This is a genomic window from Granulicella tundricola MP5ACTX9 (genome assembly GCF_000178975.2).
Lineage (GTDB): Bacteria > Acidobacteriota > Terriglobia > Terriglobales > Acidobacteriaceae > Edaphobacter > Edaphobacter tundricola.
In genome coordinates, this window is the sequence record NC_015065.1 from 86,047 (window position 1) to 112,575 (window position 26,529).

Annotated in this window: 19 protein-coding genes and 2 pseudogenes; 13 read left to right on the forward strand and 8 right to left on the reverse strand. The window is 59.0% G+C overall.

All coding sequences use genetic code 11. From position 1 onward, the window contains the following. Positions 1 to 21: 21 nt before the first annotated feature. Entirely contained in the window at positions 22 to 3,717 is a 3,696-nt protein-coding gene (locus ACIX9_RS20655; RefSeq protein ID WP_013582144.1) for a TonB-dependent receptor, read from the reverse strand. Between the two features lie 287 nt (positions 3,718 to 4,004). Here ACIX9_RS20655 and ACIX9_RS20660 point away from each other — a divergent pair, with 287 nt between their 5' ends. Continuing rightward, the gene (locus ACIX9_RS20660) at positions 4,005 to 5,408 is read left to right on the forward strand and encodes a glycoside hydrolase family 28 protein (protein ID WP_013582145.1); all 1,404 of its coding nucleotides are present in this window, start codon (positions 4,005 to 4,007) and stop codon (positions 5,406 to 5,408) included. A gap of 1 nt (position 5,409) precedes the next feature. Next, positions 5,410 to 6,279, forward strand: a complete 870-nt coding sequence (locus ACIX9_RS20665) for an IclR family transcriptional regulator (protein ID WP_013582146.1) — start codon at positions 5,410 to 5,412, stop codon at positions 6,277 to 6,279. Positions 6,280 to 6,290: 11 nt separating this feature from the next. Here the strand turns inward: ACIX9_RS20665 and ACIX9_RS20670 are convergent, their stop codons facing one another. Together ACIX9_RS20670 and ACIX9_RS20675 are read right to left on the reverse strand one after the other, a co-directional pair. After that, positions 6,291 to 7,103, reverse strand: a complete 813-nt coding sequence (locus ACIX9_RS20670) for a fumarylacetoacetate hydrolase family protein (protein ID WP_013582147.1) — start codon at positions 7,101 to 7,103, stop codon at positions 6,291 to 6,293. After that, a complete protein-coding gene (locus ACIX9_RS20675) occupies positions 7,078 to 8,421 on the reverse strand; it encodes an enolase C-terminal domain-like protein (RefSeq protein ID WP_013582148.1) in 1,344 nt (447 codons plus the stop codon). The genes ACIX9_RS20670 and ACIX9_RS20675 overlap by 26 nt, the downstream gene beginning before the upstream one ends. 217 nt (positions 8,422 to 8,638) lie before the next feature. Here ACIX9_RS20675 and ACIX9_RS20680 point away from each other — a divergent pair, with 217 nt between their 5' ends. The 4 genes and pseudogenes from ACIX9_RS20680 to ACIX9_RS25075 all read left to right on the forward strand — a co-directional run. Further along, positions 8,639 to 9,391: an SDR family NAD(P)-dependent oxidoreductase gene (locus ACIX9_RS20680; RefSeq protein ID WP_013582149.1), complete on the forward strand. Its 753-nt coding sequence runs from the start codon at positions 8,639 to 8,641 to the stop codon at positions 9,389 to 9,391. Positions 9,392 to 9,411: 20 nt separating this feature from the next. Further along, entirely contained in the window at positions 9,412 to 10,194 is a 783-nt protein-coding gene (locus tag ACIX9_RS20685; RefSeq protein WP_013582150.1) for an L-fucose dehydrogenase, read from the forward strand. After that, positions 10,191 to 11,057 (forward strand): amidohydrolase family protein, encoded by an 867-nt coding sequence (locus tag ACIX9_RS20690; RefSeq protein WP_013582151.1) that lies wholly within the window; start codon positions 10,191 to 10,193, stop codon positions 11,055 to 11,057. Before ACIX9_RS20685 ends, ACIX9_RS20690 begins: the two co-directional genes overlap by 4 nt. A 103-nt stretch (positions 11,058 to 11,160) precedes the next feature. Next, positions 11,161 to 12,254, forward strand: a pseudogene (locus ACIX9_RS25075) (IS3 family transposase); the annotation flags it as partial. 236 nt (positions 12,255 to 12,490) lie between these two features. Here ACIX9_RS25075 and ACIX9_RS24205 read toward each other — a convergent pair. Both ACIX9_RS24205 and ACIX9_RS20710 read right to left on the reverse strand, forming a co-directional pair. Beyond that, positions 12,491 to 13,960, reverse strand: coding sequence for an alpha-amylase family glycosyl hydrolase (locus tag ACIX9_RS24205; protein WP_013582154.1), 1,470 nt, complete (start codon positions 13,958 to 13,960; stop codon positions 12,491 to 12,493). Between the two features lie 98 nt (positions 13,961 to 14,058). Next, positions 14,059 to 17,469 carry an outer membrane beta-barrel protein gene (locus ACIX9_RS20710; protein ID WP_013582155.1) on the reverse strand — a complete coding sequence of 1,137 codons (3,411 nt, stop codon included), beginning with the start codon at positions 17,467 to 17,469 and terminating at the stop codon, positions 14,059 to 14,061. 244 nt (positions 17,470 to 17,713) lie between these two features. Between ACIX9_RS20710 and ACIX9_RS20715 the strand changes: the two genes are divergently transcribed. Beyond that, complete coding sequence (locus ACIX9_RS20715) at positions 17,714 to 19,219, forward strand: winged helix-turn-helix domain-containing protein (RefSeq protein ID WP_013582156.1); 1,506 nt, start codon at positions 17,714 to 17,716, stop codon at positions 19,217 to 19,219. Between the two features lie 19 nt (positions 19,220 to 19,238). After that, positions 19,239 to 19,979 carry a TolB family protein gene (locus ACIX9_RS24210; RefSeq protein ID WP_013582157.1) on the forward strand — a complete coding sequence of 247 codons (741 nt, stop codon included), beginning with the start codon at positions 19,239 to 19,241 and terminating at the stop codon, positions 19,977 to 19,979. Positions 19,980 to 20,378: 399 nt separating this feature from the next. Here ACIX9_RS24210 and ACIX9_RS25080 read toward each other — a convergent pair whose 3' ends face one another. Further along, positions 20,379 to 21,962: an ISL3 family transposase gene (locus ACIX9_RS25080; RefSeq protein ID WP_013572755.1), complete on the reverse strand. Its 1,584-nt coding sequence runs from the start codon at positions 21,960 to 21,962 to the stop codon at positions 20,379 to 20,381. Between the two features lie 220 nt (positions 21,963 to 22,182). Beyond that, positions 22,183 to 22,611, reverse strand: coding sequence for a hypothetical protein (locus ACIX9_RS20725; RefSeq protein WP_157478230.1), 429 nt, complete (start codon positions 22,609 to 22,611; stop codon positions 22,183 to 22,185). 281 nt (positions 22,612 to 22,892) lie between these two features. Here ACIX9_RS20725 and ACIX9_RS27165 point away from each other — a divergent pair, with 281 nt between their 5' ends. The 4 genes and pseudogenes from ACIX9_RS27165 to ACIX9_RS20740 all read left to right on the forward strand — a co-directional run bounded on the left by ACIX9_RS27165 (position 22,893) and on the right by ACIX9_RS20740 (position 25,823). Continuing rightward, positions 22,893 to 23,189 carry a transposase family protein gene (locus tag ACIX9_RS27165; protein WP_232298947.1) on the forward strand — a complete coding sequence of 99 codons (297 nt, stop codon included), beginning with the start codon at positions 22,893 to 22,895 and terminating at the stop codon, positions 23,187 to 23,189. Between the two features lie 85 nt (positions 23,190 to 23,274). Continuing rightward, a complete protein-coding gene (locus ACIX9_RS27170; RefSeq protein ID WP_049789469.1) occupies positions 23,275 to 23,778 on the forward strand; it encodes a transposase in 504 nt (167 codons plus the stop codon). Further along, positions 23,775 to 24,395, forward strand: coding sequence for a transposase (locus ACIX9_RS27175; protein ID WP_041598084.1), 621 nt, complete (start codon positions 23,775 to 23,777; stop codon positions 24,393 to 24,395). The genes ACIX9_RS27170 and ACIX9_RS27175 overlap by 4 nt, the downstream gene beginning before the upstream one ends. A 108-nt stretch (positions 24,396 to 24,503) precedes the next feature. Continuing rightward, positions 24,504 to 25,823: pseudogene (locus ACIX9_RS20740) on the forward strand (ISNCY family transposase). Between the two features lie 150 nt (positions 25,824 to 25,973). Here the strand turns inward: ACIX9_RS20740 and ACIX9_RS27180 are convergent. Then, a complete protein-coding gene (locus tag ACIX9_RS27180) occupies positions 25,974 to 26,414 on the reverse strand; it encodes a hypothetical protein (RefSeq protein ID WP_041598085.1) in 441 nt (146 codons plus the stop codon). Between ACIX9_RS27180 and ACIX9_RS27805 the strand changes: the two genes are divergently transcribed. Further along, entirely contained in the window at positions 26,343 to 26,513 is a 171-nt protein-coding gene (locus ACIX9_RS27805; protein WP_408609739.1) for a transposase, read from the forward strand. The two genes, ACIX9_RS27180 and ACIX9_RS27805, sit on opposite strands and share 72 nt — an antisense overlap. Positions 26,514 to 26,529: the final 16 nt, after the last annotated feature.

Genomic DNA, 26,529 nt, shown 5'->3' on the forward strand with positions numbered 1-26,529 from the left:
CTGGTTGTTTGACTTACGGGGCTAGAAGTTGATCCGTGCTGCGAGTTGAATATCACGCGAACCATTGTTCTGTTTAGAGAAGGTGCCGAAGGCTCCGCTTGCGAGTGCTGTGCCGAGGCCACCGAACTGCGTGTGATTGGTGACGTTGATGACGTCCGCCTGCATGGTGAGCTTGAAACGCTCAAACAGGGGGAACTCGCGTTTGAGGCCGGCGTCCAGGTTGGCGTTGCCGAGGTTATAGAGATTCAAGGGAGCACTGCGTTGGACGTTGCCGAAGTTGTAGCCGTTGTTGCCGGGTGTGGCGATGAAGGCTGTGGCATCCAGAAACTTGACCGTGCTGGCTGTGGTTGCGGTCAGACCGTGGCCGTAACCTCCTCCGATACGAGGCGAACCGGAGAATGCCGGGTTGAAGGATGGGTAGCAGGAGCCAGGGGTCTGGCAGCTTGTGCCGGTGATGGAAAGCGGCGCGCCGGAGATCTTGGTGTAGATGTATGAGACCTTCCAGCCGCCGATGATGGCGCGAACGGCCGCGTGGCTGCCGCCGAACTGGCTTTTGTCTCCAAAGGGAAGCTGATACACGCCGAAGATGCGCAGGTTGTTGGGAACATTGTTGGCACTGACGGCGCGGTCGATGCGGTTAGCCTGGGTAGAGCCGAAGCCTCCGTCAATCACGTTGTTGGGGATGGGGTAACCGCTGCGTACGCCAGAGATATCGTCGATGGTCTTGGAGTAGGTGTAGTTCAGGGCGAGGTCCAGGCCGTGCCACTTGCGTTCCTGCAGGGAGATCTGGAGTGCGTTGTAGTTGGCGTTGCCGATATCGCCCCAGGTGTCCGTGACGCTGGAATACTGCGGGAAGGGCTTCAGCATCTGCGAGATCGTGGCAGCCGAACCGCCGAAGGTTGTGTACGGAAGTCCGATCCCGGGGATGATCGCCTGAGCCTCTTGGAGGTAGGTCTTGCCGGTCGCCTTATCCATCCCGCCGGGCAACTGCTTCAAGAGCGCACCCAAAGCCTGATACTGAGGGGCGAGCTGATCCTGGTAGAAGCCGCGGCTGTTGGCAACGAGGAAGTGCGACTGGTTGCCGGCAAAGTCCGCGCTCAGGGTGAGGGTGCGAGTCAACGCCTGCTGGATGCCGAAGTTGAAGCTGACGGTATACGGTGCGCGACCGGATAGGTATGGGTCAGCGTAAGAGACGCTTGAGGCGGTTGGGGAGACTCCGTTGACGAGGTAGTTGCCTGTGTTAGCGATGGCTGTGGGGCTGATGGTGAGGCTGTAGTTGGGGATGCTGGTATTGCTCAACGCGCCCAGGTTGGAGTTGAGGTAAAAGGCTGGCTGGCCGCCCTGGCCTGAATCCACGAAGGACTGCTGGGCCGTGAGTCCGAGCTGCCCGGTTCCGTTATAGTTGCCGGCGTTTGAGCCGCCTACGCCACCGCTATGCGTATACATGATGGCGAACGCTCCGCGAATCACCGTGCGAGAGGCTGCCTGATAGGCAAAGCCGAGGCGTGGGCCGATGTTCTTGTACCAAGTGTTGACGGTGGTGCGGCAGTTGCAGGTGCCCGATCCATTGCCGTAGTAGAAGAGAGCACCGGGAGTTCCGGTAGCGGGGTTGATTTGTGTGGGGCTGAAGCCGCTCCAACGGTCATTCTTCTCGTGGAAGGGCGTATACAAGTCCCAGCGCAGACCGAGATTGAGGGTGAGGTTCTTCGTCACCTTGTAGTCATCCTGAACGTAAGGCGAGAAGGCCCGGTAACGTGCGCCTAACGTGGAAAAATTCTGGAAGTAGATGGACGATGAGTCCACAGCGCCAAGCAGGAAGCTGGCATATGCGAGCCCGCTCTTGGTGTTGATCGACCCGCTGTTGTAACCCGCGGTGGAGCTTGCATTGAAGGCAAAGCTGAGGGGTTTGCTGGAGCTGTCCGAGATGGACTGGTTGAACTCCAGCCACTGATAGGTCCCGCCGAAGGTGATGGAGTGACGCCCCTTGGTCAGGACGAACTCGTCTCCAAACGTCAGGGTGTTTACGCCCTCATGGTAAGCAGTGGGCGCGGAGAAGCCGGAGGGCGCGTCTACACCACCCGCGAAGCTGGCTCCGGGAAATGTGCTGGAGGCGAGACCAGCCGGCAGGTTGCCGATGCCGAGGGTCGACGCTGTGACCGAGCCTCCGTCTGTTGCATTGCCGATGGGCGCGGAGAAGCGGGTGAAGCCGTAGCGCAGCTGGTTTACTGCGTGTGGGCTGAAGGTATAGGTGTGCTTGACGATATCGGTGGTGGTTGTCTCCGTGACAATCGTTCCGTTGGTGTAAGGGTAGGGAAGGACGGAGGTCGCGCCGTAGTCGTACGGTGGAATGTGCTTGACGCCGGAGGTGGAGATGAAGGCGAGTTGCTGGCGGGGCGAGAGGTCGTAATCTACGCGGCCGGTGAAGCCCCAGACCTGCAGGCCCGTGACGCGTCCGGCCAAATAGTTGCTGGTCAGGTTACCGTTCGCGACCGGCGGAAGATAGGACTGCATGGCCTTTGCGATAGGTGAGATCTCAGCGGTTGGGATCACGTCCTTGGTGGGGACGCCATTCTTAACGCCCATGAAAGGGTAGGCACAGGTGACGCCCTTGTTGGCCGTAGTGCAGGCTGTAACGGTCGTTGGGTCGTAGATGTCGTAGCCCGGGTTGGCCGCTGCATAGGCCGTAAAATCGCCGTTGCGTGCATCGACCGTGGGGATGGTCTGGTAGGTGGGGTTGGTGATGCCGTTGTAGTGGTAGCGGTCGTAGTTGGCGAAGAAGAAGAGCTTGTCCTTGAGGATGGGACCGCCGAGGGAGAGCGAGAGCTCATCCTGATGCTCGGGATTCTTCTTGGTCGGAAGGCCGGTTGTACCGTCTGCGCGCACGATGGGGACCCACGGCTGGAAGTATCCCCAGGTATCGAAGGCCGTGTTGCGAATGTAGAAGTTGGCGTTGCCGTGGAAGGTGTTCGTGCCCTGCTTGATGGAGTAGTTCTCCACGCCAAGGCCCTGGTACTGCGCGGAAGAGCCACTGGTCTGTACCTGAAACTGGTCGACTGCTTCAATGGCAAGGTTCTGGTTGAGCTTACGGTTATCGCCTTGCGAATCGACCGTCGTCTGGGGCACGCCTTCGATGTACATCTCGTTTGAGTTTCCGGAGCCAGAGCCATCGAAGATGCCGGCACGACCACCACTATTGACACCGGGAAGCAGAGTGACAAAGCTGGTTGGATCACGCGGGCCGCCCGAGGTGATCTGCAAAGGAAGTTCGGAATAGGTTGCGTTCTCAATGACGCCGCCCAGAGTGGCGTTGGTGGTCTGCAGTGCGGCAGGGGCGGTGCTGACGGTGATGGTCTCGCTCTGTGCGCCGACCGTGAGCTTTGGATTGAGGCCGACTGTGGCCAGCGCATCTACGGTCAGGTTTTCCTGGCGGAAGACTTGGAATCCTGGCGCTTCCACGGTGACGGTGTACACGCCGGGAATCAAGGGCGAGATGACGTAGTAGCCGGAGCCGGTGGACTGCCGCACGGTCGAAACCCCAGTGGCGTTCTCCCTCACTGTGATTTTGGCTCCGGGAATCAACGCGCCGTCCTTGTCCTGCACGGTCCCGGAGATGCCACCTGTCCCAGCGATCTGTGCCTGGGCGGCGAAGGTCGCGAGGGAGAAGCAGGCGGTGGTTGCAACGAGGGAAAGACTCCTGGAAGGGCGGCGGGTTTTCATGGCGTAGGAGCTCCAAAAGGGTTCTTGAGGTAACGGCGAGAATCTTAGTGAGCCGCTGCGAATTCTGTCAATGGAAAAATTGTTTCGCCAAAGGAATTAGATAGAACCTGTTCGTAAGGTAGCTTCGATGACTGGAAGTTCTTTGTTTGCAGGGGTCTCGTGATCATTGATTCGCGCGGGGTGATCGTGTGGCGGTTCCTTCGTCACGTCCTTTTGCGAGTACACGGATTAATTTTGAAAAAATAATTTTACTGATGAGAACTTGCCGGACTATAAAAGAAGCGACTATGACCGAGCGAATGAATGCATCCCCGAGACGAACGTTTCTGAAGACGATGTTGCAGGCCGGGGCAGCCGCAACGTTCACATCTCCCGTCTTTGCTCTCGAAAAGAAGGCTCATACTACGCCCGTTACCGCAGCCCCGTCGGTGCAACTGAACGTGCGAGACTTCGGCGCAATCGGTGACGGAATCACGCTTGAAACGGAAAGCCTGCAACGAACGATCGATCGGTGCGGCGTTCTGGGTGGAGGAGAGGTGATCATTCCTGCGGGTCGATACCTGACTGGATCGGTTAGCCTTCGGACTAAGGTAACCCTGCGGCTGGCTGCTGAGTGTGTGATCCTTGGATCGCCCGACCTGGCGCACTACGCCGTCTCCCAGGTGCGCTGGGAGGGCAAGTGGATTCCTGGCTACCTGGGCCTCATCCATGCATTGGACGCGAGGAAGATTGCGGTCCTTGGCCCTGGCAGCATCGAGGGAAATGTGGCTGTGGCGGGCCGACCGACAAAGGAAAATCCGTTGCGCCGGCCGGCGCTGATCGAGTTTCTCTACTGCGATGACGTGCATCTGGAGGGCTTCTCCACCAGCTACGCGCATATGTGGTCCATTCATCCCACCTGCTGCGACAACCTGGTCTTTCGCAATCTGACCGTCCGCAGCACGCTGACGAACGGCGACGGCATCGACATCGATTCTTGCCGGCATGTCCTGATCGATACGTGCGACATCGCGTCCGGAGACGACTGCATCTCGCTGAAGTCCGGACGTGGTGAAGAGGCTTATCAGCTCGCGCGGCCAACCGAAGATGTGCGCATCGTCAACTGCACGCTGGAAGGGCGAGGTTTTGCTTGTATCGGCATCGGCAGCGAGACCTCAGCAGGCATTCGCAGGGTGCTGATCGAAGGTTGCCGCGTGACCAGTGTGTACAAGTTCGCGGTCTACATCAAGAGCCGTGTCGGTCGCGGGGCGTTTATTGAAGACCTTACCGTACGGGATATGAGCGCAGCCAAGATGCGCATGGGCTTCCTGAAGATCAGCCAGACTAGTGCCGGTGTGCAGGATGAGAACCCGGTGCCGGGGCTGGATGGGTTGCCGCTCTTCCGCAACATCAGCTTTCTGCGTATTCACGTCGACGACGCACCGGTGCTGGTGGAAGCCAAGGAGATCAGCGCCGACAAGCTGCTTGATGGCCTAACGCTTGACGGCTTTACGGGGACTTGTGCCAAGGGCCTGGAGCTTGCGAACATCACGCACGCTACGCTTCGGGGAATTGCTGTCTCCGGTTTCACTGGCCCCTTACTGCGAATCGATAACGTCACCGGTAAAGGACTCCAAGGTGCGGAGAAGCTGCCACCGCGCGGCAGGACCGAGCTCGTCGCCACACCAGCGGTTCCATACAAACTGCATTGAGATGCAGGAGAGCAAAAGTCGGCACTGTGAAGGCAACCGCCGGGAGGCGGTGGTATATGCTGATCGTTCACTGGTGAAAAACATGACGACAAAAAAGAAGGTTCAGCCCAAGCCGAAGATACAGCAGTATGCGACCCCTGCACTGGAAAAAGGTCTTGATGTTCTGGAGTTATTGGCGCGGCAGCCGGAAGGCCTGACCAAGAGCCAGATTGCGCGCGAACTGCAACGAACCGTCTCCGAGATCTTCCGCATGCTTGTCTGCCTTCAATCGCGGGGGTACATTGCGCAAGCCCGTGATGAACGCTTCGTCCTTACCCTGAAGCTGTTCAAGCTGGTGCAGGAGCATCCACCCACGGAGTTGCTGGTGGCCAAGGCGTTGCCCGTCATGCATCGTCTGGCGCACAGCACGCTTCAGTCATGCCATCTTGGTGTGGTGGAAGGGGGGCAGGTCGTCTTTCTGGCCCAGGTCAATGCTCCTACCAACCTCGGCTTTTACGTCAAGCTGGGCTCTACTGCCGATCTGATGGAAGCAGCCAGCGGTTACGTGCTACTGGCGCATCAGTCTCCGGAGCAGCGTGTGCGGATGGTTCAGGCGTGGAGCGCGGAGACGGGCAACAAGCCTCCCAAGGATCTTGAGTTACACCTGGCCAGCATCCGCAAGGGCTGTTATGAGAAGCGAGCGAGCTACCTAGTGAAGGGTGTCGTCAACGTCAGCTTCCCGGTGTTCGATGATCGCGGTGCAGCCATCGCTGCGCTGACGGTACCTTTTATTCAGTACACGGGCTCTCAAGTCGGGGTTGCGGACGTCATCTCCGCGCTGCGCGTGGCCGCGGCAGAGATTACCGAAACAATAGGCGGCGCGCGCGGGTAGAGATTATGGAGTTATACGGCGCGGGTTCGATTGCGGAGCGTACCCAGTTTCTCAATTTCGATCACCATCTCCTCATCTGGAAGGAGCCACCGTTGCGGTGTGCGGCCCAGCCCCACACCCGGCGGGGTGCCAGTGCTGATGATGTCTCCCGGCATAAGCGGCGTGATGGAAGAGAGGTAGGCGATGAGCGCAGGGATGCGGAAGATCAGGTCGCGCGTGTTGGCTTCCTGCATGACTTCACCCTGAAGCGTCAGGCGAATGTAGAGTGCGTGCGGGTCCGGGACCTCATCTGCCGTGACGATCGTCGGCCCCAGGGGGGTGAAGGTAGGGAAGCTTTTGCCCAGCGTCCACTGGGTTGTTGCCAGTTGCACGCCGCGTGCGCTGATGTCATTCAGGATGGTGTAGCCAAAGACATGCTGCTGCCAGTCCGCCTCCGCAATGCGATGTCCCCCGCGACCGATGACCACTGCTAACTCGGCTTCGTAGTCAGGCTGCGTCGCGTCCGATGGCAGGAGAACGTCATCGCCGTCACCGCACAAGGACTGCGACAGCTTCAGGAAGACGGTTGGCACGTCCTGTACCTTCATTTTGGATTCGGCCGCGTGTTCGCGGTAGTTGAGACCGATCCCAAAGATACGTGGCGGGTTTAACAGAGGTGCGGTCAACTGCACGGAGCTCAAAGGGATCGCGGCACCGGTCAGCGCAGGCTGGGTGTCACCGCTGGCGATGTGAGAGAGCAGATCTCCGGTAAGCGGATAGACCTTCTCATCGCGCAGGACGCCGCTTCCTGCGCTACCTTCATGCGTGAATGATATGAACTTCATCGACCTTCCCATTCTGCTCTGACGAAGCCTGCCATGTCTGACCGTACGGGAAAGAAAACTCCGCAAGGGAAGCAGGGAGAATCTGTGCGCTGTACCCTGGCGCTTTGGGCAGCAGATAATGTCCCCGCCGGATTGCGACCGGAGCGACGAAGTGTTCATGCAGATGATCGACATACTCGATCACACGATTTTCAAGCGAACAGGAGACGCTTAAGAAATCGAAAACCGAGAGATGCTGAACATATTCGCACAGGCCGACGCCGCCTGCATGCGGGCAGACCGGCACGCCAAACTTTGCAGCCATCAGCAGGATCGCGAGATTTTCATTGACGCTGGCCACGCGGCAGGAATCGATCTGGCAGACATCGATCGCCTCTGCCTGTAGCAACTGCTTGAACATTACCGCGTTATGGCAATGTTCTCCTGTGGCGATGCGTACTCCGGACTCCTGCCTGATCCTCGCATGCCCCAGGATATCGTCCGGACTGGTAGGCTCCTCCATCCACCATGGATTGAGCTCCGCCAGCAGCCGCGTGCGGCGAATGGCCTCTTCCACGCCCCACCGCTGGTTGGCGTCGACCATCAGCTTATTCGTCCAGCCAATCTGCTCTCGCACGATGTGTCCGCGGCGTAGATCGTCTTGTTCCGCGCCACCAACCTTCAGTTTGAAGTGCGTCCAACCCTCCGACAGCGCCTGCTGGCAGAGTGTTCGGATCTTGTCGTCCGAGAAGCCAAACCAACCCACGGAGGTCGTATAGGCTGGATAGCCCTCACGCTCCAACTGCGCAAGACGTTCGCTCTGACCGAGTTTGCCGCGCGTAAGAAGTTCGATCGCGTCCTCGACGCTCAGGGCATCACTGATGTAGCGAAAGTCGATGCAGCGCACGATCTCAGCCGGTGTCATGTCAGCTAAAAGTGCCCACACCGGCTTACCTTCGGATTTGGCGTAAAGATCCCATACTGCGTTGAGCACTGCGCTCACGGCCAGATGAATGACGCCCTTCTCCGGTCCAAGCCAGCGAAACTGGGTATCGCCCGTCAGGTTCAGATAGAGGGCATTCAGGTCGCGGGTCAGTTCCTCAAGGGTCCGTCCACGAATGCCGGTAGAGATATGCTGAATCGCACTTACGACCAGGTCCGTCCCACGGCCCAGCGTGAAGGTGAGACCGTGTCCTTCAAGGCCGGAATCGGTTTCAAGGATGCAATACGCAGCCGAGTAATCCGGATCGACGTTCACCGCATCTGACCCGATGTGATCGCGCGAGGTAGGAAAGCGAAGATCGATGACGCGGACCTGGGTGATCGTGGTGCTGTGCAAGAGCTTCCTCGATTTAGTGAGTCTCTGAGCGGGGCCGGAAATGGATGGCGCGTGAGGCGATTTTAGAAGAACTCGTGAGTTTTCGTCAATGAAAAGCATCCTCCATTAGAAGATTAGGCGGCACGATGTCACTTTGTGGACGACTCGACGTATTCCTATTTGACAGGCGTGGATTACGCCCGGTAAAACTCGAGTGACTTTACCGGGAAGAGGAATCATGTTCGACCTGAATGGAAGACGTGCCGTGGTCACTGGAGCAGCGAGCGGTATCGGTCTTGCCGTCGCGCAGACGCTTGCACGTGCCGGAGCAGAGCTTGTCCTGCTGGACCTTGACGCAGGCAAGGTGGCCGAGACTGCGGCGACGCTGCCTGGAGCCGTTGCCATTCAGTGTGATGTCGCGTCAGAGGAGAGCGTGACGGAAGCTTTTCGGCTCGCCGGTTTGCCTATCGATCTTCTGGTCAATTGCGCGGGTATCGCTCATGTCGGGAGTCTGGAAACCACGTCCGTGGCGGACCTGGAACGCCTATACCGCGTCAATGTTCAGGGAACTTACCTCTGCATGCGCGAGTCGGTGAAAGGGATGCTCGCGGGCCAGGGCGGAGCGATTGTGAACATGGCATCGATTGCTGCAACGTCTGGACTGAGCGACCGCTTTGCCTACTCCATGACCAAAGGCGCCGTGCTGGCCATGACCCTGTCGGTTGCCAAGGACTATCTCGCCCGCGGTATCCGCTGTAATTGCATCTCCCCGGCACGCATTCACACGCCCTTCGTCGATGGCTTCCTGGCAAAGAACTATCCAGGAGCGGAGGCCGAGAAGATGACAGAGCTGGCTGCTGCACAGCCAATTGGCCGTATGGGACGGCCGGAAGAGGTGGCCGCGCTGGTCGTGTACCTTTTGAGTGATGAAGCGTCGTTTGTGACCGGTGTGGACTATCCACTGGATGGCGGCTTCTTCAACCTGCGCTAATGAATTCGTGTGAGGTCAGTATGGATTTAGATCTGCGTGGCCGTGTTGTGATCGTGACGGGAGGCGGAGCAGGCATTGGCGAAGCCATCACCCGCGCGCTGCTGGACGAGGGAGCCAAGGTGGTCGCAGTTGGCCGTATGGGTGAGAACGAGCAGCGCTTTGCAGCGGAGATGAAGGTATCCGGGGCAGCCTGCGACTTCGTCGAAGCAAGCCTTGCCGAAGCGGAGCAGTGCAAACGCGTGGTGGAGTTTACCCGCAGCACGCACGGACGCCTTGATGGACTTGTCAACAACGCCGGAGCCAACGATAGCGTGGGCCTGGCGAGCGGCGATCCGACCCGCTTTTTCGAGAGCTTGAGGCAAAATCTTGTCCATTACTATTCCATGGCCCACTATGCCCTGCCCATGCTCAGGGAGGCGAAGGGCGCTATCGTCAACATCAGCTCGAAGGTTGCGTTGACCGGCCAGGGTGGGACCTCGGCGTACGCGGCTGCCAAAGGCGCGCAGCTCGCCCTTACGCGTGAGTGGGCTGCCGAATTGCTGCCTGTTGGTATCCGCGTCAACAGCGTTCTGCCGGCTGAGGTGCTTACCCCGCTTTATCAGCGCTGGCTCGACACCCGCGCAGATCCCGTGGCGGCTTTGCGCCACATCACGGAACGCATTCCTCTGGGCCGCCGCATGACCGAAGGGGCGGAGATTGCGGCTACAACGGTTTTTCTGCTTTCTGCAAAGCAGTCTGGCCACACCACGGCTCAGCATCTGGTCGTCGATGGCGGCTACACGCATCTCGACCGCACGCTATGAGTCTCCAAGAGAACGCAGGCGAACGGATCGACGCTCATCATCACCTTTGGCGCTATGACGAGGCCGAGTTCGGCTGGATCGACGATACCATGAACTTGTTGAGGCGAGACTTTCTCGCCCCGGATCTGACACCGCTGCTCCAAGTGTCGGGTGTGACCGGCACTATCGCCGTCCAGGCTCGCCAGACAATCGAAGAGACTCACTGGCTGCTCACCACAGCACGGCAATTTCCCTGGATTCGCGGAGTCGTCGGTTGGCTCCCGATCTCGGACGTGCGCTTTGAGGATCATCTGGACTTGCTTACCGCAGAGCCAATGCTGAAAGGGCTGCGGCACATCGTGCAAGCGGAGCCTCCCGGCTTCCTGGATGATCCTGGCTTCAACCGTGGAATCCGCCAACTCACACGGTGCGGCTTGACCTATGATCTACTGATCTTCTCAAAGCAGTTGGAGGAGGCTCTTCGCTTTGTGCGCCGCCATCCGCAACAGTCTTTTGTCATCGATCACATCGCTAAACCCAATATGGAGGCGGTCGGTTTTGCTTTCTGGTCCAGACTGATTCGAGAGTTCGCCGATCTATCGAATGTGACTTGCAAGATCTCTGGAATGGTTACGGAAACACGGGGAACACCGTGGAACCCCGAGTTCCTCAAACCCTACTTCGATGTCGTACTCGAAACCTTCGGCCCCAGCCGCCTCATGACCGGCACGGACTGGCCTGTCTTAACAATGCGATGCGGCTACAGGCAATGGTGGCAAACCGTGGAGGAATGGATAGCTCCACTTTCCGCGTTTGAACGCTCAAACATACTGGGTGAGACAGCCTTAAGAGTGTACCATACGATTCCTGCGCAGGTGCTTTAGATCTTGTCTCTCTAAAACCCGTCATTAGTAATGAGAGACTTATGGAGTGTCCGGCTTGAAATGTGCCAGTGGATAAGAGAGACACTGGACAAAGAGAGGGCATATGGGACGAGGGAAGAAGTACCAGCCTGAGCAGGTGGTAAATCTGTTGCGACAGATCGAAGTAGCCGTAGCGAACGGGAAGACGACGGCTCTGGCGTGTAAGGAAGCCGGGATCGTGGAGCAGACCTACTTCCGCTGGCGCAAGGAGTACGGCGGGTTGCAGGTGGACCAGGCGAAGCGACTGAAGGGGTTGGAGCAGGAGAACTCCAAGCTGAAGCGTTTGGTAGCGAACCTGAGCCTGGATAATCTTGCGTTGAAGAACTTCGCCTCGGGAAACTTCTAAGCCCTGAGCGACGACGGATCGCAGCAGACCATGCACAGCAGCAGCATGGGATGACAGAGCGCAGGGCATGCCGGCTGGCCTCCCAGCCGCGCGGCACGCAGCGCTACCGTGCGATCCGGCGGGAAGACGAAGATGCGCTCACGCAGGCGATCGTTCGGCTTGCCAGCCAGTACGGTCGTTATGGCTATCGCCGGATCACGGCGCTGCTGAAGCGAGCAGGCTGGCGGGTGGGCAAGGATCGCGTGGAGCGTATCTGGCGTCGCGAGGGGCTGAAGGTCCCGCAGAAGCAGAAGCCACGAGGACGCCTGTGGCTCAACGATGGCTCGTGCGTGCGGCTCAGGCCGGAGCGGCGGAACCATGTATGGAGCTACGACTTCGTCAGTGCTCGGACGCATGATGGCCGCAGCGTACGGCTTCTCAACCTGATCGACGAACACACCAGAGAAAGCCTGCTGGTGCGTGCGGAACGCCGCTGGTCAAGCTCCAGGGTCATCTCTGCGCTGGCCGATGTGATGGTGATGAAGGGAGTGCCGGAACACCTTCGCTCGGACAATGGGCCGGACGTCGTCGCGAAGGACCTACGAAGATGGCTGGCAAAGACAGGGGCAAAAACACTGTACATCGCGCCCGGTTCACCGTGGGAGAACGGCTACTGCGAAAGCTCTAACTCGAAACTCAGAGATGAGTTCCTCAACGGTGAGATCTTCTACTCGATGAAAGAACTGCGCGTGCTGGCCGAACGCTGGCGCGTCCACTCCAACACCGTCAGACCACACTCCTCGCTCAGCTACAGACCACCAGCACCGGAGGCATGGTTCACCCCCGACGGCGGCTACTTGAACTCAGAAGAAGCTGCGCTAACCTCATCCAACGGCACAAACGATCGGGCACTCCACACGAAGTCGCTGCTTAGCAACGCTTTGAGGAAGTTCGACGACTCGCTACCAGGCGAAGGGACGATCAGAAGTGAAGTCGGGCGGTATTCGTCTTCGCTTCGCTGGCGGATAGCGCATGCAGTAGATTATCCACTCATGAAGAGTCTGGTGGATTATTCGGCGGAAGCGGTCTTTGCGACAGGCGTTAGAGAGCGATGGAAGATGCGGAAGCCGAATGGCTCCAATGAGAGTGCAGGCAGGGCTGCTTCGGGATAATCGGGATGGTGCTCGTCAGGTTCCCCGGTGTTTGAAGGTGGTTTGCGAAGTGGGATGCTGACCTCCGTCCACGGGGCTGAAGACTCGATGGTGCCGCGAAATGGCGTGCTGGATAGGTTGATGGCTATGAGGAATTCTTCGTTCGGGGTCGAGCGTTTATAGCTGACGACGTGAGCTTCATTGGAGTTGTGGAGCCATGAGGTCTTGCCGTGAAGCAGGGCTGGTTGGCGTTCGCGGTAGTGGATCATGAAGTCGTAGAAGCGGGGGAACTCGGGGCGCATCTCGCCGGCTTGCCACCAGATCTTTAGGGGCTCAAAGAGGGCGGGTGCACCGGATTCGGTTGGGTCGCTGACCTCCATACCGTTGTAGAGCATGGGGACGCCGTCGTAGGTGAAGATGAAGGCGGCGGCGGCGAGGGAGCCGTTGATGCCGTAACGGGCGAGGGCGCGCTGCTCGTCGTGGTCGTCAAACATGCGCATGTGGGCCGCGTTCTGGGGGAAGAGCTTTTGCTCGTGCTCGAGCGTGGTGCGGAGGGTGCTTGCGGGGGCTCCGTGCTCGATGATTTCGTTGAGCGAGGCCATCATGGGCCAGGAGTAATCGAAGTCGAAGGCGCTGCGGAGCAACTCTGGCTTGCTGGCTTCTGCAAGCATGATGAGACCGGGGTGGACGCGGTCAAGCTCCTTGCGTGCATTCTCCCAGAAGTCGGTGGGGATCTCGCCAGCGGCGTCGCAGCGGAAGCCGTCGAGGTCGAAGTCCTTGATCCAGTAGAGGAGCATGTCCGTCATGTAGCGGCGGAGCTCGGGCTGGGTGTAGTCGAGTGCGGCGACGTCGGTCCAGTCGTAGGGCGAGAGGATCTTGCCGGTGGAGTCATGCTTGTAGAAGTTGGGGTGCGACATCATGACGCTATCGAAGGAGGTGTGGTTGGCGACGATATCGACGATGACCTTCATCTGGCGGCGGTGGGCTTCCTGGATGAGGTGATGGAGGTCGTCTTTTGAGCCGTACTCGGGGTTGATGGCGTAGTAGTCCTGGACGGCGTATGGGCTGCCTGAGGAGCCCTTTTTCTTGACTTGCCCGACCGGGTTCAAAGGCATCAGCCAGAGGACGTTGACGCCGAGTTTTTGCAGGCGATCGAGGCCCTTGGTCACGCCGGCGAGGTTTCCCTCTGGAGAGAAGGAGCGTGGGAAGATCTCGTAGACGACTGCGGATTCAAGCCAAGGCGGTGGGATGTGGCCCTGCGTTGCGCCGAGCGGCGTGGTGGATGGGGTTGTGGGGACGGCGGGCATCTGCGCGAGCGAGGCGGGCAGAGAGGCGCACAGGCAGAGGGCAGTCAGCAGGAGAGACCTGCGAAGGGCTGAGGCTGTCATGGTGCTCCTGAGGATGAGATGTGGATTGGCGTTTCGCGAGGAGAAGAAAGAATTGCCCAAGCGTGACAGCAACTGCAGCCACGCTTGGGGTGAGTGGTTTAGAACACCAGGCGGGAGGTCAACTGAATCTGCCGGGCGGAGTTCTGACGCGTCCCGGTAATTTCACCGAAGGTTCCGCTGGTGACGGCGGAGCTTGGATTGGTGAACTCGGGCGTGTTGAGGACGTTGAACGCATCTCCATGCAATTCGAGCGAGATGCGGTCCGTAAAGTGCAGGTTCTTCTGTACGCCAAGGTTTACGCTGCGGTATCCAGGCCCATAGACCTGATTGCGTCCGAGCGTTCCGACCCGCGTGTAGACACCGGTTCCACTTACGTTGAGAGTGGGAATATTGTCTGAAAACGCCGCCGTATTGAACCACTGTCCGATGATCTTTTTGGGGTAGGAGATGGGGGCAATCAGATCTGGGCGATTGCCGGGGCTGTTGACGCCAGTCGAAATATCAAATGGCTGGCCGGTCTGGAAGAGGCCGACGAGATTGGACTGCCACCCGCCGATCAGCAGATCCATGAATCGATTTGCGTTGCCACCGAAGGCCTGTCCCCGGCCAAAAGGGAAGTTGTACACCGCAGAACCTGAGAAGATGTGACGCTGGTCCTGAGCCGAGTTGCCGTAAGAGGCGAAAGGGTTCGATGCGATGGAGACAGTTGACCCCGCGCCGAAGGCATCTGGCGAATCATCCAGCGCATGCGACCAGGTGTAAGAGGCGGTGAGCAGGGCATTCCCTTGACGATGTTCGTAATGTGCCTGAAGACCGTTGTACCAGGAGATGCCGTTGTACTCGTTCAGGCTGATTCCGCCTAAGGTTGGGAAGGGCAGCGCGGTGGTGTTGAAGTTGTAGCTGTTGATGGGATAGTAGGTGGAGAGCCGATCAGCGTGGGTGCCCACGTACGCGATGCTGAGTACGTCTCTGGAACCAAGCTGCTGCTGCAACTGGAGGTTGTACTGCTGGAGACGGCTGTGTTTGTTGTCGCGGTCAACTGCGAGGCCGCCCAGGCCGGCCGGAGGAGCTGCGGGATTGAAGTTCGGGAAGCCCGGCAGGGGAAGGGCGATCTTTGCGGAATTACCGGTCGTATATCCGGGGCAGGTATAGGGATTGCCCAGGGTCGTCTGGCCGGTGAAGGTCACGCAATACCCGTTGCGGGCGTAGTAGGTTGCGCTGCCGCCGAAGGGAGGCTGCTGCCCAAGCTGGTTGCTGATGCCGCCGTAGTCAGGGAAGTAGAACAACCCGTAGCCACCGTGCAGGGCTGTCTTGCCGTCGCCAAAGACGTCATAAGCGAAGCCGACGCGCGGGGCGAAGTTGAGATAGTCCTGGTTGATGATGCTGCGTGAGATACCGTTCTGTCCGGCGATCATCACGGTTCCGTTGGTGGGATTGAAGGCCGCCTGCTGGTTATGCTTCTCGTAAGGCCAGGTGAGCAGGTCCCAACGGATCCCCAGGTTCAAGGTCAGCCTCGGCGTGACGCGCCAATCATCCTGGGCGAAGACGCCATCTTCATTGCTGATATTGCCGAAGTAGCCATCCTGTGCGCCGATTGCATAGTTGTCCACACCGCCGACCAGCAACTCTGAGGTCTCCCAGCCCGTGAAGTCTGTGCCGTGATAAGCGATGGCGAAGAAGCCCTTGCCGGAGATGGGACGGAAGAACTGAGTCTGCCGCAGGAGGTAGGTGCCACCGACCTTCAACGAGTGCGCTCCACGCTGAATGTTCAAGGTGTCGGTGAGTTCGTAGGTGTTTTGTGGAACCGCGAAGAGGCCATAGTCTCCGCTGTATTCAAGCTGGTCATTGCTGCCACCAATCAATGCTCCTCCGCTCGTCTCCAGATTGCGGTTCGCATTCACGATACCCAGGTCCGCGGAGATGTTCTGGCCGTAGTTCGGTGGTTGATAGCCGTAGTTGTCGCGGTTATAAGCCAGTCGAGCCTCATTCACGATGCTTGGCGAGAAGGTGCGGGTGTAGCCGAGATCGTAGCCGCGCGCATGAACATAACTAGTGCCGGCATTATTGGGCAGGGTCGGCCCAAGCTGCGAGGTGGCGCCGTTGGTCGAGTTGTCATAAGAGAAGCGCAGGAAGAAGAGATCCTTTTTCGTGAGGGAGTAGTCCAGGCGAGCGTCGAAACGGTTGTACTTAATGGCGGACTGCTGTTGCGAAAGATAGTTCTGCAGCGCACGGTCAGACCGGGAGGGTAGTGGGAACGCGTTGAGATAGTTGACCGCGGCCGTGTTCAGGCGTGCCATGGGAATCTGATTATTTTGAAAAGGTGTGCATGTCTGTGGATCGTAGATCTGGCCCTTGCTGTTGCCGGAGATGTTGTTGTTCAGCGTTCCGGCGTTTGGAACGCAGGCGGGAAAGGTGGTGTCAAAGTTTCCGTAGGTCTGGCCGGGATTGAGCAGCTCCGAGAAGTCACCTGTTCTCATCTTCACTGTCGGGACCGTAATGTAAGCCGAGTTGCCGGGCAGGGACTCGCGCGTTCCTTCGTAGTCTCCGAACATGAAGAGCTTATCCTTGAGGAATGGAAAGCCGACGGACCCGCCGAACTGATTCCGGTTGTAGGGAGGATTGGCCACCGGCGGCGCTCCCAGAAAGCTGTAGTTGGGGTTGGCGGCAAACTTCCCGCTGCGGTATTGATCGAACGCTGAGCCGTGCACGCCGTTGGTGCCGGACTTGATCGACGCCACAACCAAGGCACCGCCCGCCCTGCCAAACTGAGCCGGAGCGACGCTGGTGTTGACCTTGAACTCCTGTGTCCCGTCCACCGGCGGGAAGAACAGGATGATGTTTTGCAGACCGTCGTTGTTGTCCACGCCGTCCAGCAGAAAGTTATTCGCCTGAGGACGGGTTCCATTGACTGAAAGTGCAGAGCCGCCGCTTTCGCCGTTACGGTTGGAGGGATCATTGCCAGACTCCCCGTAGGCCCCCTGCGTTACGCCTGGGGTGAGGAGGGCCAGATTGAGGGCGTTGCGACCGTTGAGAGGCAGTTCAGTGATCTGCTTGCCTTCGATCGTCTCTCCCAGAGTGGCGTCCGAGGTGTTTACCAGGGCGGCTGCGGCTGTGACCTCGACTGTCTGTTGCTCGGAGCCGGGGGCCAGCTTGAACGAGAGGGTCTGGACCTGGGTGACGACGACCGTGAGGTTGACGTTCTGCGACTGGAAACCGGTCGCTTCGATCTTGGCCGAATAGTCTCCGGCAGGGACGGCTGAGATGTTCAACTCACCTGAGCCGCTGGATTTGTCTACGCGGATACTGCCGTTCGCGGTGTTGGTAAGGGTGATCGTGGCGTTGGGGATGGCGGCCCCGGTCGTGTCAGTCACCGTTCCGACGACGCGTCCGGTGTCCGATTGCGCCATGGCGCTCGGCAGCATCATCGTGAGCGAACCGGCAAGCATTCCCAGACCTGCTGCGCGGGACAGTTTTTGACTGGTCCGCGTCTGATTAAAGATGTTGGTCATTCTGATCTCCTGAAATCGTTCTTTGCTTCCGGGCCGCCTGCTCCGATCTCGCGAAGTCGCGGCAGCGATCCGTTCGTGACCCTCCTCTCCAGGCTGCGTTGTAAGCAATGCAATCTGTCTTGAACTTGTGTTGATTTAATGTTGATGACTAAGTCTTTTATTTTGATAGTCAAGCTGGCACTTGTTAGGATTTGTACCGGTGACTTTGCTTGAAAATTAACCTATCCAAGGCCGCCAGAAAAGTGTGACTCAAGTGCTCCTCACCGGAAAAGGCGAACGGATTAGCTTCGGACTCTTCGAGCTGGACCCGCACTCCGGGGAACTGTGGAAGTCGGGAATGCGCGTGCGGCTCCCGGGCCAGCCCTTCAAGGTTCTCGTGGCACTGATCAGGCAGGCCGGCGAGGTCGTCACTCGCGAAGAGCTGCAGGCTGAGGTGTGGGACTCCAATACGACTGTCGACTTTGAACGGGCGCTGGCGGGGACGATCAATAAGATCCGTGACGCCCTGGGGGATTCCGCGGATAATCCTCGCTATGTCGAGACGCTGACTAAGCGGGGATACCGCTTCATCGCGCAGGTCACCTATACCCATACCCCCATGGCCGATGCCGCCCCGGCCCGTGCCGCAGCCGATGATCCTGCTGAGGCGAGGGCGGCGCTTCGGCCCTCACCTCCCTATGCAGTTGCTCTACCCGTGCCGGTCGAACTCCTGCTGCCAACCTCAGAGGTGGAAACGGCGCTGCTTCCCGCTGTCTCCATGGACAAGCGAAGAGCCGCCCGTTGGTCGGTCAGGGAACGCGTCCTCGGAGCCGCCGCCGCAATCCTTCTGCTCGCGTTGCTGACAACCTTGTACTACTGGCACCGGCCCCTCCATCCACAGCCCCTGCGCATCGAGCAGATCTCTCACTTCATCCCCATCTTCAGCGGACCGCCCAACGCGGAGAGCTTCCTCACCCTTGCGACGGACGGCGATCGCATCCTGACCTCGGTCTCCGTCGACGGGCGGCCCCGCCTCTCTGCCATCTATATCAGCACCGGGGAGGTTCACAAGCTCGCCACGCCCAAGGAGCTGTCCTCAAATTCTCTGGAAGATATCTCGAAGGACGGGTCCAAGCTCCTGCTGCGGAGTCAGCTTTCATCGGAGTCAGAGCAGCCTCTCTGGGTGACGCCCTCCGCCGGGGGCAGCGGACTGCGTATCGGCAACGTCCTTGCCCAAGACGCCACCTGGATGCCGGACGGCGTCAGCATCCTCTACGCCAACGGCAACGATCTCTACACGGTTCAGGCCGATGGTGGCTCCTCCAAACTCTACGCAACGCTGCAGGGCCGTGCCTTCTGGATGCGCTGGTCGCCCGATGGGAGACTGCTTCGCTTCACGCTTGTGGACCCGGTCACGCATTCCACTAACCTGTATGAACTCGAGGCCGGAAGCCGGACGGCGCGTCCCGTTCGTCTTCCCGGCCTGACGCCGCAGCCGGCTTGCTGCGGAACATGGACCGCGGACGGAGGCGCATACGTCTTTGAGGCCAGCGAGAACCTCTGGGAGCTCGAAGGCGAATACCATAGCCCGACGTTGATCCAACTGACCAACGGCCCCCTGCGCTTCTTCTCGCCGGTGGCCGCCCGTTCCGGGTTCCGCATCTTCTTTCTGGGTCTGGAACCCACCTCCGGGCTTCAGCAGTTTTCCGAGGCGCGCCACGAGTTTCAGCCGGCCCCGGCTTTCCTTGCAGACGCCAACCGTCTTGACTAACTCAAGAGATGGAGTCTGGGTGGCGTGGACGGACATTCAAGAAAAGCTGTGGCGTGCCCGTGCGCTGGATGGTTCCGATAAAGTTCAGCTCACGTCAGACTCGCTGGAGGTCTTCCTGGCCCATTGGTCTCCGGACGGTAAGCAGCTCGCCATCATGGCCAAGGAGCACAACGGGGTCTGGCAGAACTACATCATCGACGCGGCCGGCGGCAAGCCGGAGCCGCTTCTGCATGAGGCTCGCAACGCTGCTGATCCCGGCTGGTCGGCGGACGGGAGCAAGATCGTCTTCGGACGCGAGCCTGATCTGATGGGGAAGGAAACCGGCTCCCACACGATCCAGATTCTGGACCTTGCCACTCATCAGACCGAGACGGTTCCAGGCTCTGAAGGTCTCTTCAGCCCGCGGTGGTCGCCTGACGGCAGATGGATCGCCGCGCTGACGCTCGACCAGAAGAGCCTCATGCTGTACGACGTCGCGGCGCACCATTGGCGGCAGTTGGGCTCGACCAGCGCGGCCGATCCGGTCTGGAGCCGCGATAGCAAGTTCATCTATATCCACGCATTCCAGGCCGACATGGAACCGATCCTGAAGGTCAACGTCCTTGATGGAAGCATGCAGCCGGTTGCGGATCTCAGCAGCTTCCAAAGTGCGGGCGCGGTCAACTACTTCTTCGGAGGCTTGAGTCCGACCAACTTGCCGATGGTCCAGACTCATATTGGAACCGGCAACCTGTATACGCTGGACTTAAATCAGCGCTAGTGATCACGCGCTGGCTTCGCCCGCGATCTCGGTCATGAATTTCATCTTCTTTTGAAGCCGGTTCATCCCGTCCATCTACTCCGCAACATTCGCGAGCACGAATGAGCTATAGGTGTAAATATACTTCGCTAACCCAACTATTCTATAAGTTCCGGGATAGTGGTTTTTAGGGCTTTCGCGATCTTCTCCAATGTGATTCCCGGTGGTGAGCAATGTTTCTGCCTATCCGAACGCATATGTCTTCATGGGGCATTACTGCTAGGGTTTCGCGAAAGTCGCGTGTCGTCCATAGCCGACATTGAGGGCGTATACAACCAGTCAAATACACACAAAATTAGGCTCTTCCGTACATTTGGTGAAGGATGGTTTAGTTGGGGCGGCTGCTCTTGGCCGCCCTGTTCAGGCGGTGTGAAGCACTCTGAGTCTGAGCAGGTCGAAGCCGGCTCTGCCATACATCTGGCGCTTGATGAGCTTGAGCCGATGGACGTGGCCTTCCACCTGGCCCTGGCTCCACGGGAGCTTGAGAGCCGCTTCAACCGCATCTCGATCTCTGGTCAGGTGGCTGGCGAAGCCGGCCAGTGCCGTTGTCTTCGCAGCCTCGAACCACGGTGTGAGGGCTGGAAGATCTCGCTGCGTGATGAGTCGGAAGAACTCCTTGGCCAGCTTGGCCGCGACAGACACCTCGGGTGAAGCCTGGTAGACCTGTTCAAGATAAGTCTGAGCGGAGGGCGTTTCCTTCAGGATGTGCCAGACCGTCTGCCGGACTGAGATACGTGGTGCAGCTCTGTGTGGAGCGGCTGCTGCCGAGGTCGGTTGATAGCCACGCCGGCAGCGAAGCCAGCGTCTCACGATGTTAAGTTGACCCGTGAAGCCTCGTTCCCGCAGTTCGCGCCACAGCCGGGACACGTTCCTGCAGCCCTGCTCAAGCCGTCGGTCGAGGTACTCGGCATAAGGATCGACGATGCCTGGACGTGGGCTCCGTTGCGCTTCGGGGAACGTCTCGGTTCTGAGGAACTTGCGTACGGTGCGATGATCGAGTCCCAGCTGTCGGCCGATCGCAGCATGGGACGCTCCTGTCTGGCCCAGCCGATGCACCTCTTCGTAGCGGCTGAAGCGACGCTCCCGGTTGCGGAGGCTGGCCCGTAACTCCCACGGCGGAACCGAAGGTTGCGGAGATGTGACGACGCCTGGAACCTCCCCCATGCTGCTTCTCGCTGCTTGTGTGAGCAGTCGATGATGCGGACTGAGCGCGTTTTTCAGTGCTTCGCTCAGGTTCCGCAACAGGTGCCAGCGATCCGCCACCTGTACGGCTCCAGGCGCGGCCAACCGTGTGGCTTGAGCGTAAATACCGCCTCGGTCCCGGCTCACGATCTCACTGCCAGGATGCTCCCGAAGCCACTCAGCGACAGTTCCAGCCTCCCGGTCCGGCAGCAGATCGATCACCCTACGGCTCTCCAGATCGCACAGGATAGTGCCGTAGCGATGGCCTTTTCGCCACGCCCAGTCATCGATACCGAGTACACGCGGAGCCACGACCGGCGCACATCGGGCGCGGCAACGAAGCTGCCGCAGTAAGGTGGAGCCACTGACCAGCAGGCCGAGACGACGGGCCAGCCGAGCTCCGGCCTGACCGCCGATCATAACCGTGATCCAGTCCAGAGCTTCACAAGAACGCAGCGTCCGCCGACTATAGCGGAGCACGGTGCCGGAAAGCGGTTCGGTAAAAATGCGCCGGCGGCAAGTCTCGACAACACAGAAGAACTTGCGGGTCTGAAGCAGGATCGAGACCGGAATACCTTCCCACGGCAGATCGCCCAGCCTGCGTAGATACCGGCTGTGAACCCGCCGCGAAGCCGTACCGCAGACAGGGCAGCAAGAGAAAGGGCGAGAGGTTCGAAGCTCAACCTCAATCAACCCAGTCCTGGGCCGCAAACAAACCAATTCAACTTCAGAAGTGCTCGGTAGCAGCGTCCCTCGAACCATCCGGAACCTCCAGCGTGCTACCTCCTTGCTACGCCTGCAAAGAGCCGCTGGAAAGAATCACCAAATGTACGGAAGAGCCATTATCGCGTTGCGCTTACAACTTGACCATACGTAATTCTGCTTATCGGACGTAAACCACTTGCAATGAGGGTCGAACTCAGTGCTCGTTAGGTGCAAACTAACGTCTAAAACCAATTGAAATAAGCTCCCCGGCCATACTTCATAAATTCGTTAGGTCCAGAATTCTTGTCGGACCCTGAAACGGCTTCACCACATATCTCCCATCGGATAAGCGTTCAAAAGTTTCGGGATGCCGTACGACGGAGTTCCTAATCTTTTGCGGCTGGTTTGGTTCAAGTGTCTTCTGAACCAATTTCTCAGTAAGCACACCAGCCTCAGCGAATGTCCAAGCAGGCAAACCGCGCATAGCTGTTGCGATCTGCTGCCAGAGATACTCTGGCTCTTCGGAGTCTTCCGATCCAAAAAGAGAAATTGTAGTGTCTGAGTTTGCTGGCTTGATAACCTTCACTAGTTGATCGACCAGAGCTTGCAATGTTGCGCGTCGAGCCAAGAGTGTTTCTATAGGCCGCTGAAGATTCGCAATCTCTTGCAAAGCTGCTTCCATAGCGTCTTGATAGGTGTTAGCCATATCGAGAGATTACTTCGATAAATCATGGCCGCGTCAACGATAGACGACATTGTTTCAGTTCGTGTTTCATTCGCCATCGTGGTCAAGATAACTTTGTCTGAATCTGACTAATTTTGGGTTCTGGCGCACATTTGGTGATTCTTTCCAGTGATGGCGTTGAGGTGTAAGACAAAGGTAGCTCTGGCGATCTCCGTTCCCCGCCTATGCGCCAAGGAACGCTGGTCCCTGATATTGCCGAAGTCGAGTTGGTCAGCCTGGGCCGTGTCGCGGGTGCGATCGAGATGCGGTTGAAGACGTGTCGTGTGTCGGCCCAGTGTCCGCGATGCGGGACGTCCACTAAGAAGGTGCATAGCAGATACGTTCGGCGTTTGGCCGACCTACCTTGGCATGGCGTTCCGGTCGTAATTCATCTGCAGACTCGAAGGTTCTTCTGCGTGGAGCCGGGTTGCCAGCGCAAGGTCTTCACGGAGCCACTGCCGGGCACCGTAGCACTATGGTCGAAGAAGCTGTCGGTCGGGCGAAGCACTCCGCTGCCTCACGCTTGCCTTGGGCGGCCGAGCGGGAGCGAGACTAGCTGAGCATCTGGGGCTGCTCGCGAGTCGCTCGACGCTGCTGCGCAGGCTTCATCATCGCTGTCCTGCCCCTCTCGTTCGGTCTCCGCGCGTGCTGGGCATCGACGACTGGGCGTGGCGCAAGGGCCATCGCTACGGCACAATCCTATGTGACCTCGAGACGCGCAAGGTGGTCGACCTGCTCCCTGACCGTGACGCCAACACCGTGGCCGCGTGGCTTCGACAGCATCCCGGAACGGAGATCATCAGTCGCGACCTCGGCGGGATCTATGCCGAAGCCGCACGCAGGGCCGCTCCTCAAGCCGTGCAGGTCGCAGACCGCTGGCACCTGTTGCGCAACCTGAGTGAAGCGTTGTGCCGCGCGATCTCACCGCATCACGGCCTGTTCTCGCAAGCAGCAAAGCTAGCCGAGCGGAGCCCCCCGCACCTGTTCCGGTTCCTGTTGCTGCCTGGAGTCAGCGTGAGTTGCTGGTGCAACAAGCCAACCGGCAGAGGCGTTATGAACGATGGAAACAGGTGCGGGAACTCCTCCTCAAGACAGGCGCTCCTGATCAGGAACTCGCACGGCAGCTCGGCATGGATCACCGAACAGTGAAGAAGTTTAGGACCGCTGAGGTATATCCGGAAGCGAAGCCTCGAGTTCGTGAGTCCATCGTGGATGACCATGCGAGCTATCTCGATCAGCGGCTGAAGGAAGGTTGCCGCAGTTCGACTAGACTCTGGCGTGAACTCCGAGAGCGAGGCTTCTGCGGACAGGTCAACAGTGTGCGGTACTGGCTTCAGCAACGCCGCAGCTATCGGACCAGAGCTGCAAGCCCGCCCCAACGACCGGCTCTACGCGCTTCACCACGACAGATCGTCTGGCTCATCCTTAAAGCCGCGCACTCCGCCAAAGACATGTTGAAAGAGGCGTACCGGAGGTCACCCGAGATCAGTAAAATCGCGCAGCTTGCTACAAGCTTCTTCAGCATCTTCCGCGAACGCAGCCTGGAGGCGCTGCCAACATGGCTTGAAGCCGCACGAGGTACCGCCCTGGAGAGCTTCGCCGCAGGCCTCGAAAGGGACATCGATGCCGTGCGCGAAGCCCTCAGACTGTCATGGAGTCAGGGCCACGTCGAAGGCCAGGTCCACCGGCTCAAGCTCATCAAGCGCCAGATGTACGGCAGAGCCGGCTTCGAGCTCCTGCGCCTGCGCGTCCTCCAAAAGGGCTAAGAATCGCCCACTTCAAACATCCTGCGGGGACACAACAGCTCATCACCAAATGTGAGCCAGAACCTTAGAACTGACAGGTGCCCGCCCATTAGAAACGACACTAACGGGATGGGACTAGTCCAGATGAGTGAACGGGATCTAAAACGCATTGAGGTGCTGACGGAGATCCTTGCCGGTCGGCGGACAGTGGAGTCCGGAGCGGCCGTGATGGGGCTGGCGTGGCGTCAGACCTTTCGACTGCTGGCTCGGTACAAGGAGCTTGGGGTCGCCTCGGTGATGCATCAGGCTCGCGGCCGAGCCTCGAACCGGCAGATGAACCCTGACGTGCGAGAGTATGCGGTGGAGCTGGTGCGGACCAGGTACGCGGACTTCGGGCCGACGCTCGCGGCAGAGGTTCTACTCGAGAAGCATGGCATCAAGGTCGGGCGGGAGACCTTGCAAAGGTGGATGGTCGAGGATGGGTTATGGCTGTCGCGCAAGCAGCGCCGTACCTTCCACCAGCCGCGGTTACGGCGTGAGAGCTACGGCGAACTGGTGCAGATCGGCGGTTCCGAGCATCGCTGGTTCGAGCAACGCGGTGAGCCCTGCACGCTGCTGGTGTTCATCGACGATGCCACGAGCCGGTTGATGCAGTTGCGCTTCGTGCCGAGCGAGAGCACGTCCAGCTACTTCGAAGCCTTGCGCGGCTATCTTGAAACCCACGGCTGCCCGGTCGCGTTCTACTCGGACAAGCACTCTGTCTTCCGGGTGAATCGGTCGGAGGCGAAGGGCGGTACCGGCATGACGCAGTTCGGCCGAGCGTTGACAGAACTCAACATCGAGATCATCTGCGCCAACTCCAGTCAGGCTAAGGGCCGGGTCGAACGAGCGAACCGGACCCTACAGGATCGGCTGGTGAAAGAGCTGCGGATCGAGAACGTGTCCAGCATCGAGGCTGGCAATGCGTTCCTGCCGGACTTCGTAGGCCGCTTCAACGAACGCTTCGCGATACGGCCTGCGAAGACTAACGATCTACATCAGCAACTTCGACTCAAGCCGGATCGTCTCGACGATGTGTTGTGCCACCGCGAGCAGCGCCACGTCGGAGAGCAACTTACCCTGGCCTGTGATCGCAAGCAACTCATCCTCGATCGCAGCACGGTGAGCGACGAGTTGAGCGGTCAGTATGTCCACCCCTACGACTTCCCAGATGGGAGACTGGAGGTGCGCTGGAAGGGACGTGTACTTCCCTACCGCACCTTCCACAAGGACCAGCGCGTCAACGCGGCGGCCATCATCGAGAACAAGAGGCTCGGTCACGCTCTCTCACCGATCAAAGCTCAGTAGGATCAGAGACTAGCGCCAAAGGTCCAGACCAACAGCGAAAAGAACGGCTATATGAAACGACCAGCGCGTTCTGTGACGATCGTCGCGGAGGATAGAGGCTAAACAGACCATCGCACTTCGGGGCGAATCGCAATCCCGTTGCGTCGCGATTGGCCGTCGTCACACCACCCGTCGCCAATAGGCTCCGCTGAAAGCCCACCTTGACGTACATATCCTTGTTGATGTGGTAGATCGTATCGATCCCCGGAGAGGTCAGCGGCAGGTAGACATAGCCACCTCAAACGGCAGCGATGCGCCCCCCAGCGAACCCGAAGAGGCCTGTCCGCCGATGGCCGTGCCGATGAACTCAAAGTCGTTGTCGATGTATCCGCTCTTCACCTCCAACTTGCCCGTGAACAGACTCTGTAATAGGTCAATGCGCCGATTTGGGTCGCATACGGTCCACCTGATCTTATGAATCGCACCGATCGCGTAGAAGTGGCCGCCTTTGATCCCAAGCTGACGCATATCCCACGATGTGAGCAAATATGTCGAGGTCTTCCACGTCGGCCGCTGACCGTTATACGTCTGGCGTGACCCAACGCACTGACCGAGGCTGAGCGCGACGATCCGGTCTTCTCCATCAGCCGGCGTAAACGCAAACTCGTCGAGAAGGTCTTCGGTTGGGCCAAGCTGGACCGAGGTCTCAGGCAAGTGAAGCTGCGGGATCTAAGGCGAGTTCACTGGATGATGCAACTGACCGCCGGCGCTCACAACCTCAGAAGGATGCAAACTTTGCTGGCCGCCGGGTAAAATCCTGACAAACGGT

Bases quoted from the DNA above. Each gene is read 5' to 3' on its own strand.
- ACIX9_RS20655 (WP_013582144.1), bottom strand. From the start codon at position 3,717: ATGAAAACCCGCCGCCCTTCCAGGAGTCTTTCCCTCGTTGCAACCACC.
- ACIX9_RS20660 (WP_013582145.1), top strand. From the start codon at position 4,005: ATGACCGAGCGAATGAATGCATCCCCGAGACGAACGTTTCTGAAGACG.
- ACIX9_RS20665 (WP_013582146.1), top strand. From the start codon at position 5,410: ATGCAGGAGAGCAAAAGTCGGCACTGTGAAGGCAACCGCCGGGAGGCG.
- ACIX9_RS20670 (WP_013582147.1), bottom strand. From the start codon at position 7,103: ATGAAGTTCATATCATTCACGCATGAAGGTAGCGCAGGAAGCGGCGTC.
- ACIX9_RS20680 (WP_013582149.1), top strand. From the start codon at position 8,639: ATGTTCGACCTGAATGGAAGACGTGCCGTGGTCACTGGAGCAGCGAGC.
- ACIX9_RS20685 (WP_013582150.1), top strand. From the start codon at position 9,412: ATGGATTTAGATCTGCGTGGCCGTGTTGTGATCGTGACGGGAGGCGGA.
- ACIX9_RS20690 (WP_013582151.1), top strand. From the start codon at position 10,191: ATGAGTCTCCAAGAGAACGCAGGCGAACGGATCGACGCTCATCATCAC.
- ACIX9_RS24205 (WP_013582154.1), bottom strand. From the start codon at position 13,960: ATGACAGCCTCAGCCCTTCGCAGGTCTCTCCTGCTGACTGCCCTCTGC.
- ACIX9_RS20710 (WP_013582155.1), bottom strand. From the start codon at position 17,469: ATGACCAACATCTTTAATCAGACGCGGACCAGTCAAAAACTGTCCCGC.
- ACIX9_RS25080 (WP_013572755.1), bottom strand. From the start codon at position 21,962: ATGGTTCGAGGGACGCTGCTACCGAGCACTTCTGAAGTTGAATTGGTT.
- ACIX9_RS20725 (WP_157478230.1), bottom strand. From the start codon at position 22,611: ATGGCTAACACCTATCAAGACGCTATGGAAGCAGCTTTGCAAGAGATT.
- ACIX9_RS27165 (WP_232298947.1), top strand. From the start codon at position 22,893: ATGCGGTTGAAGACGTGTCGTGTGTCGGCCCAGTGTCCGCGATGCGGG.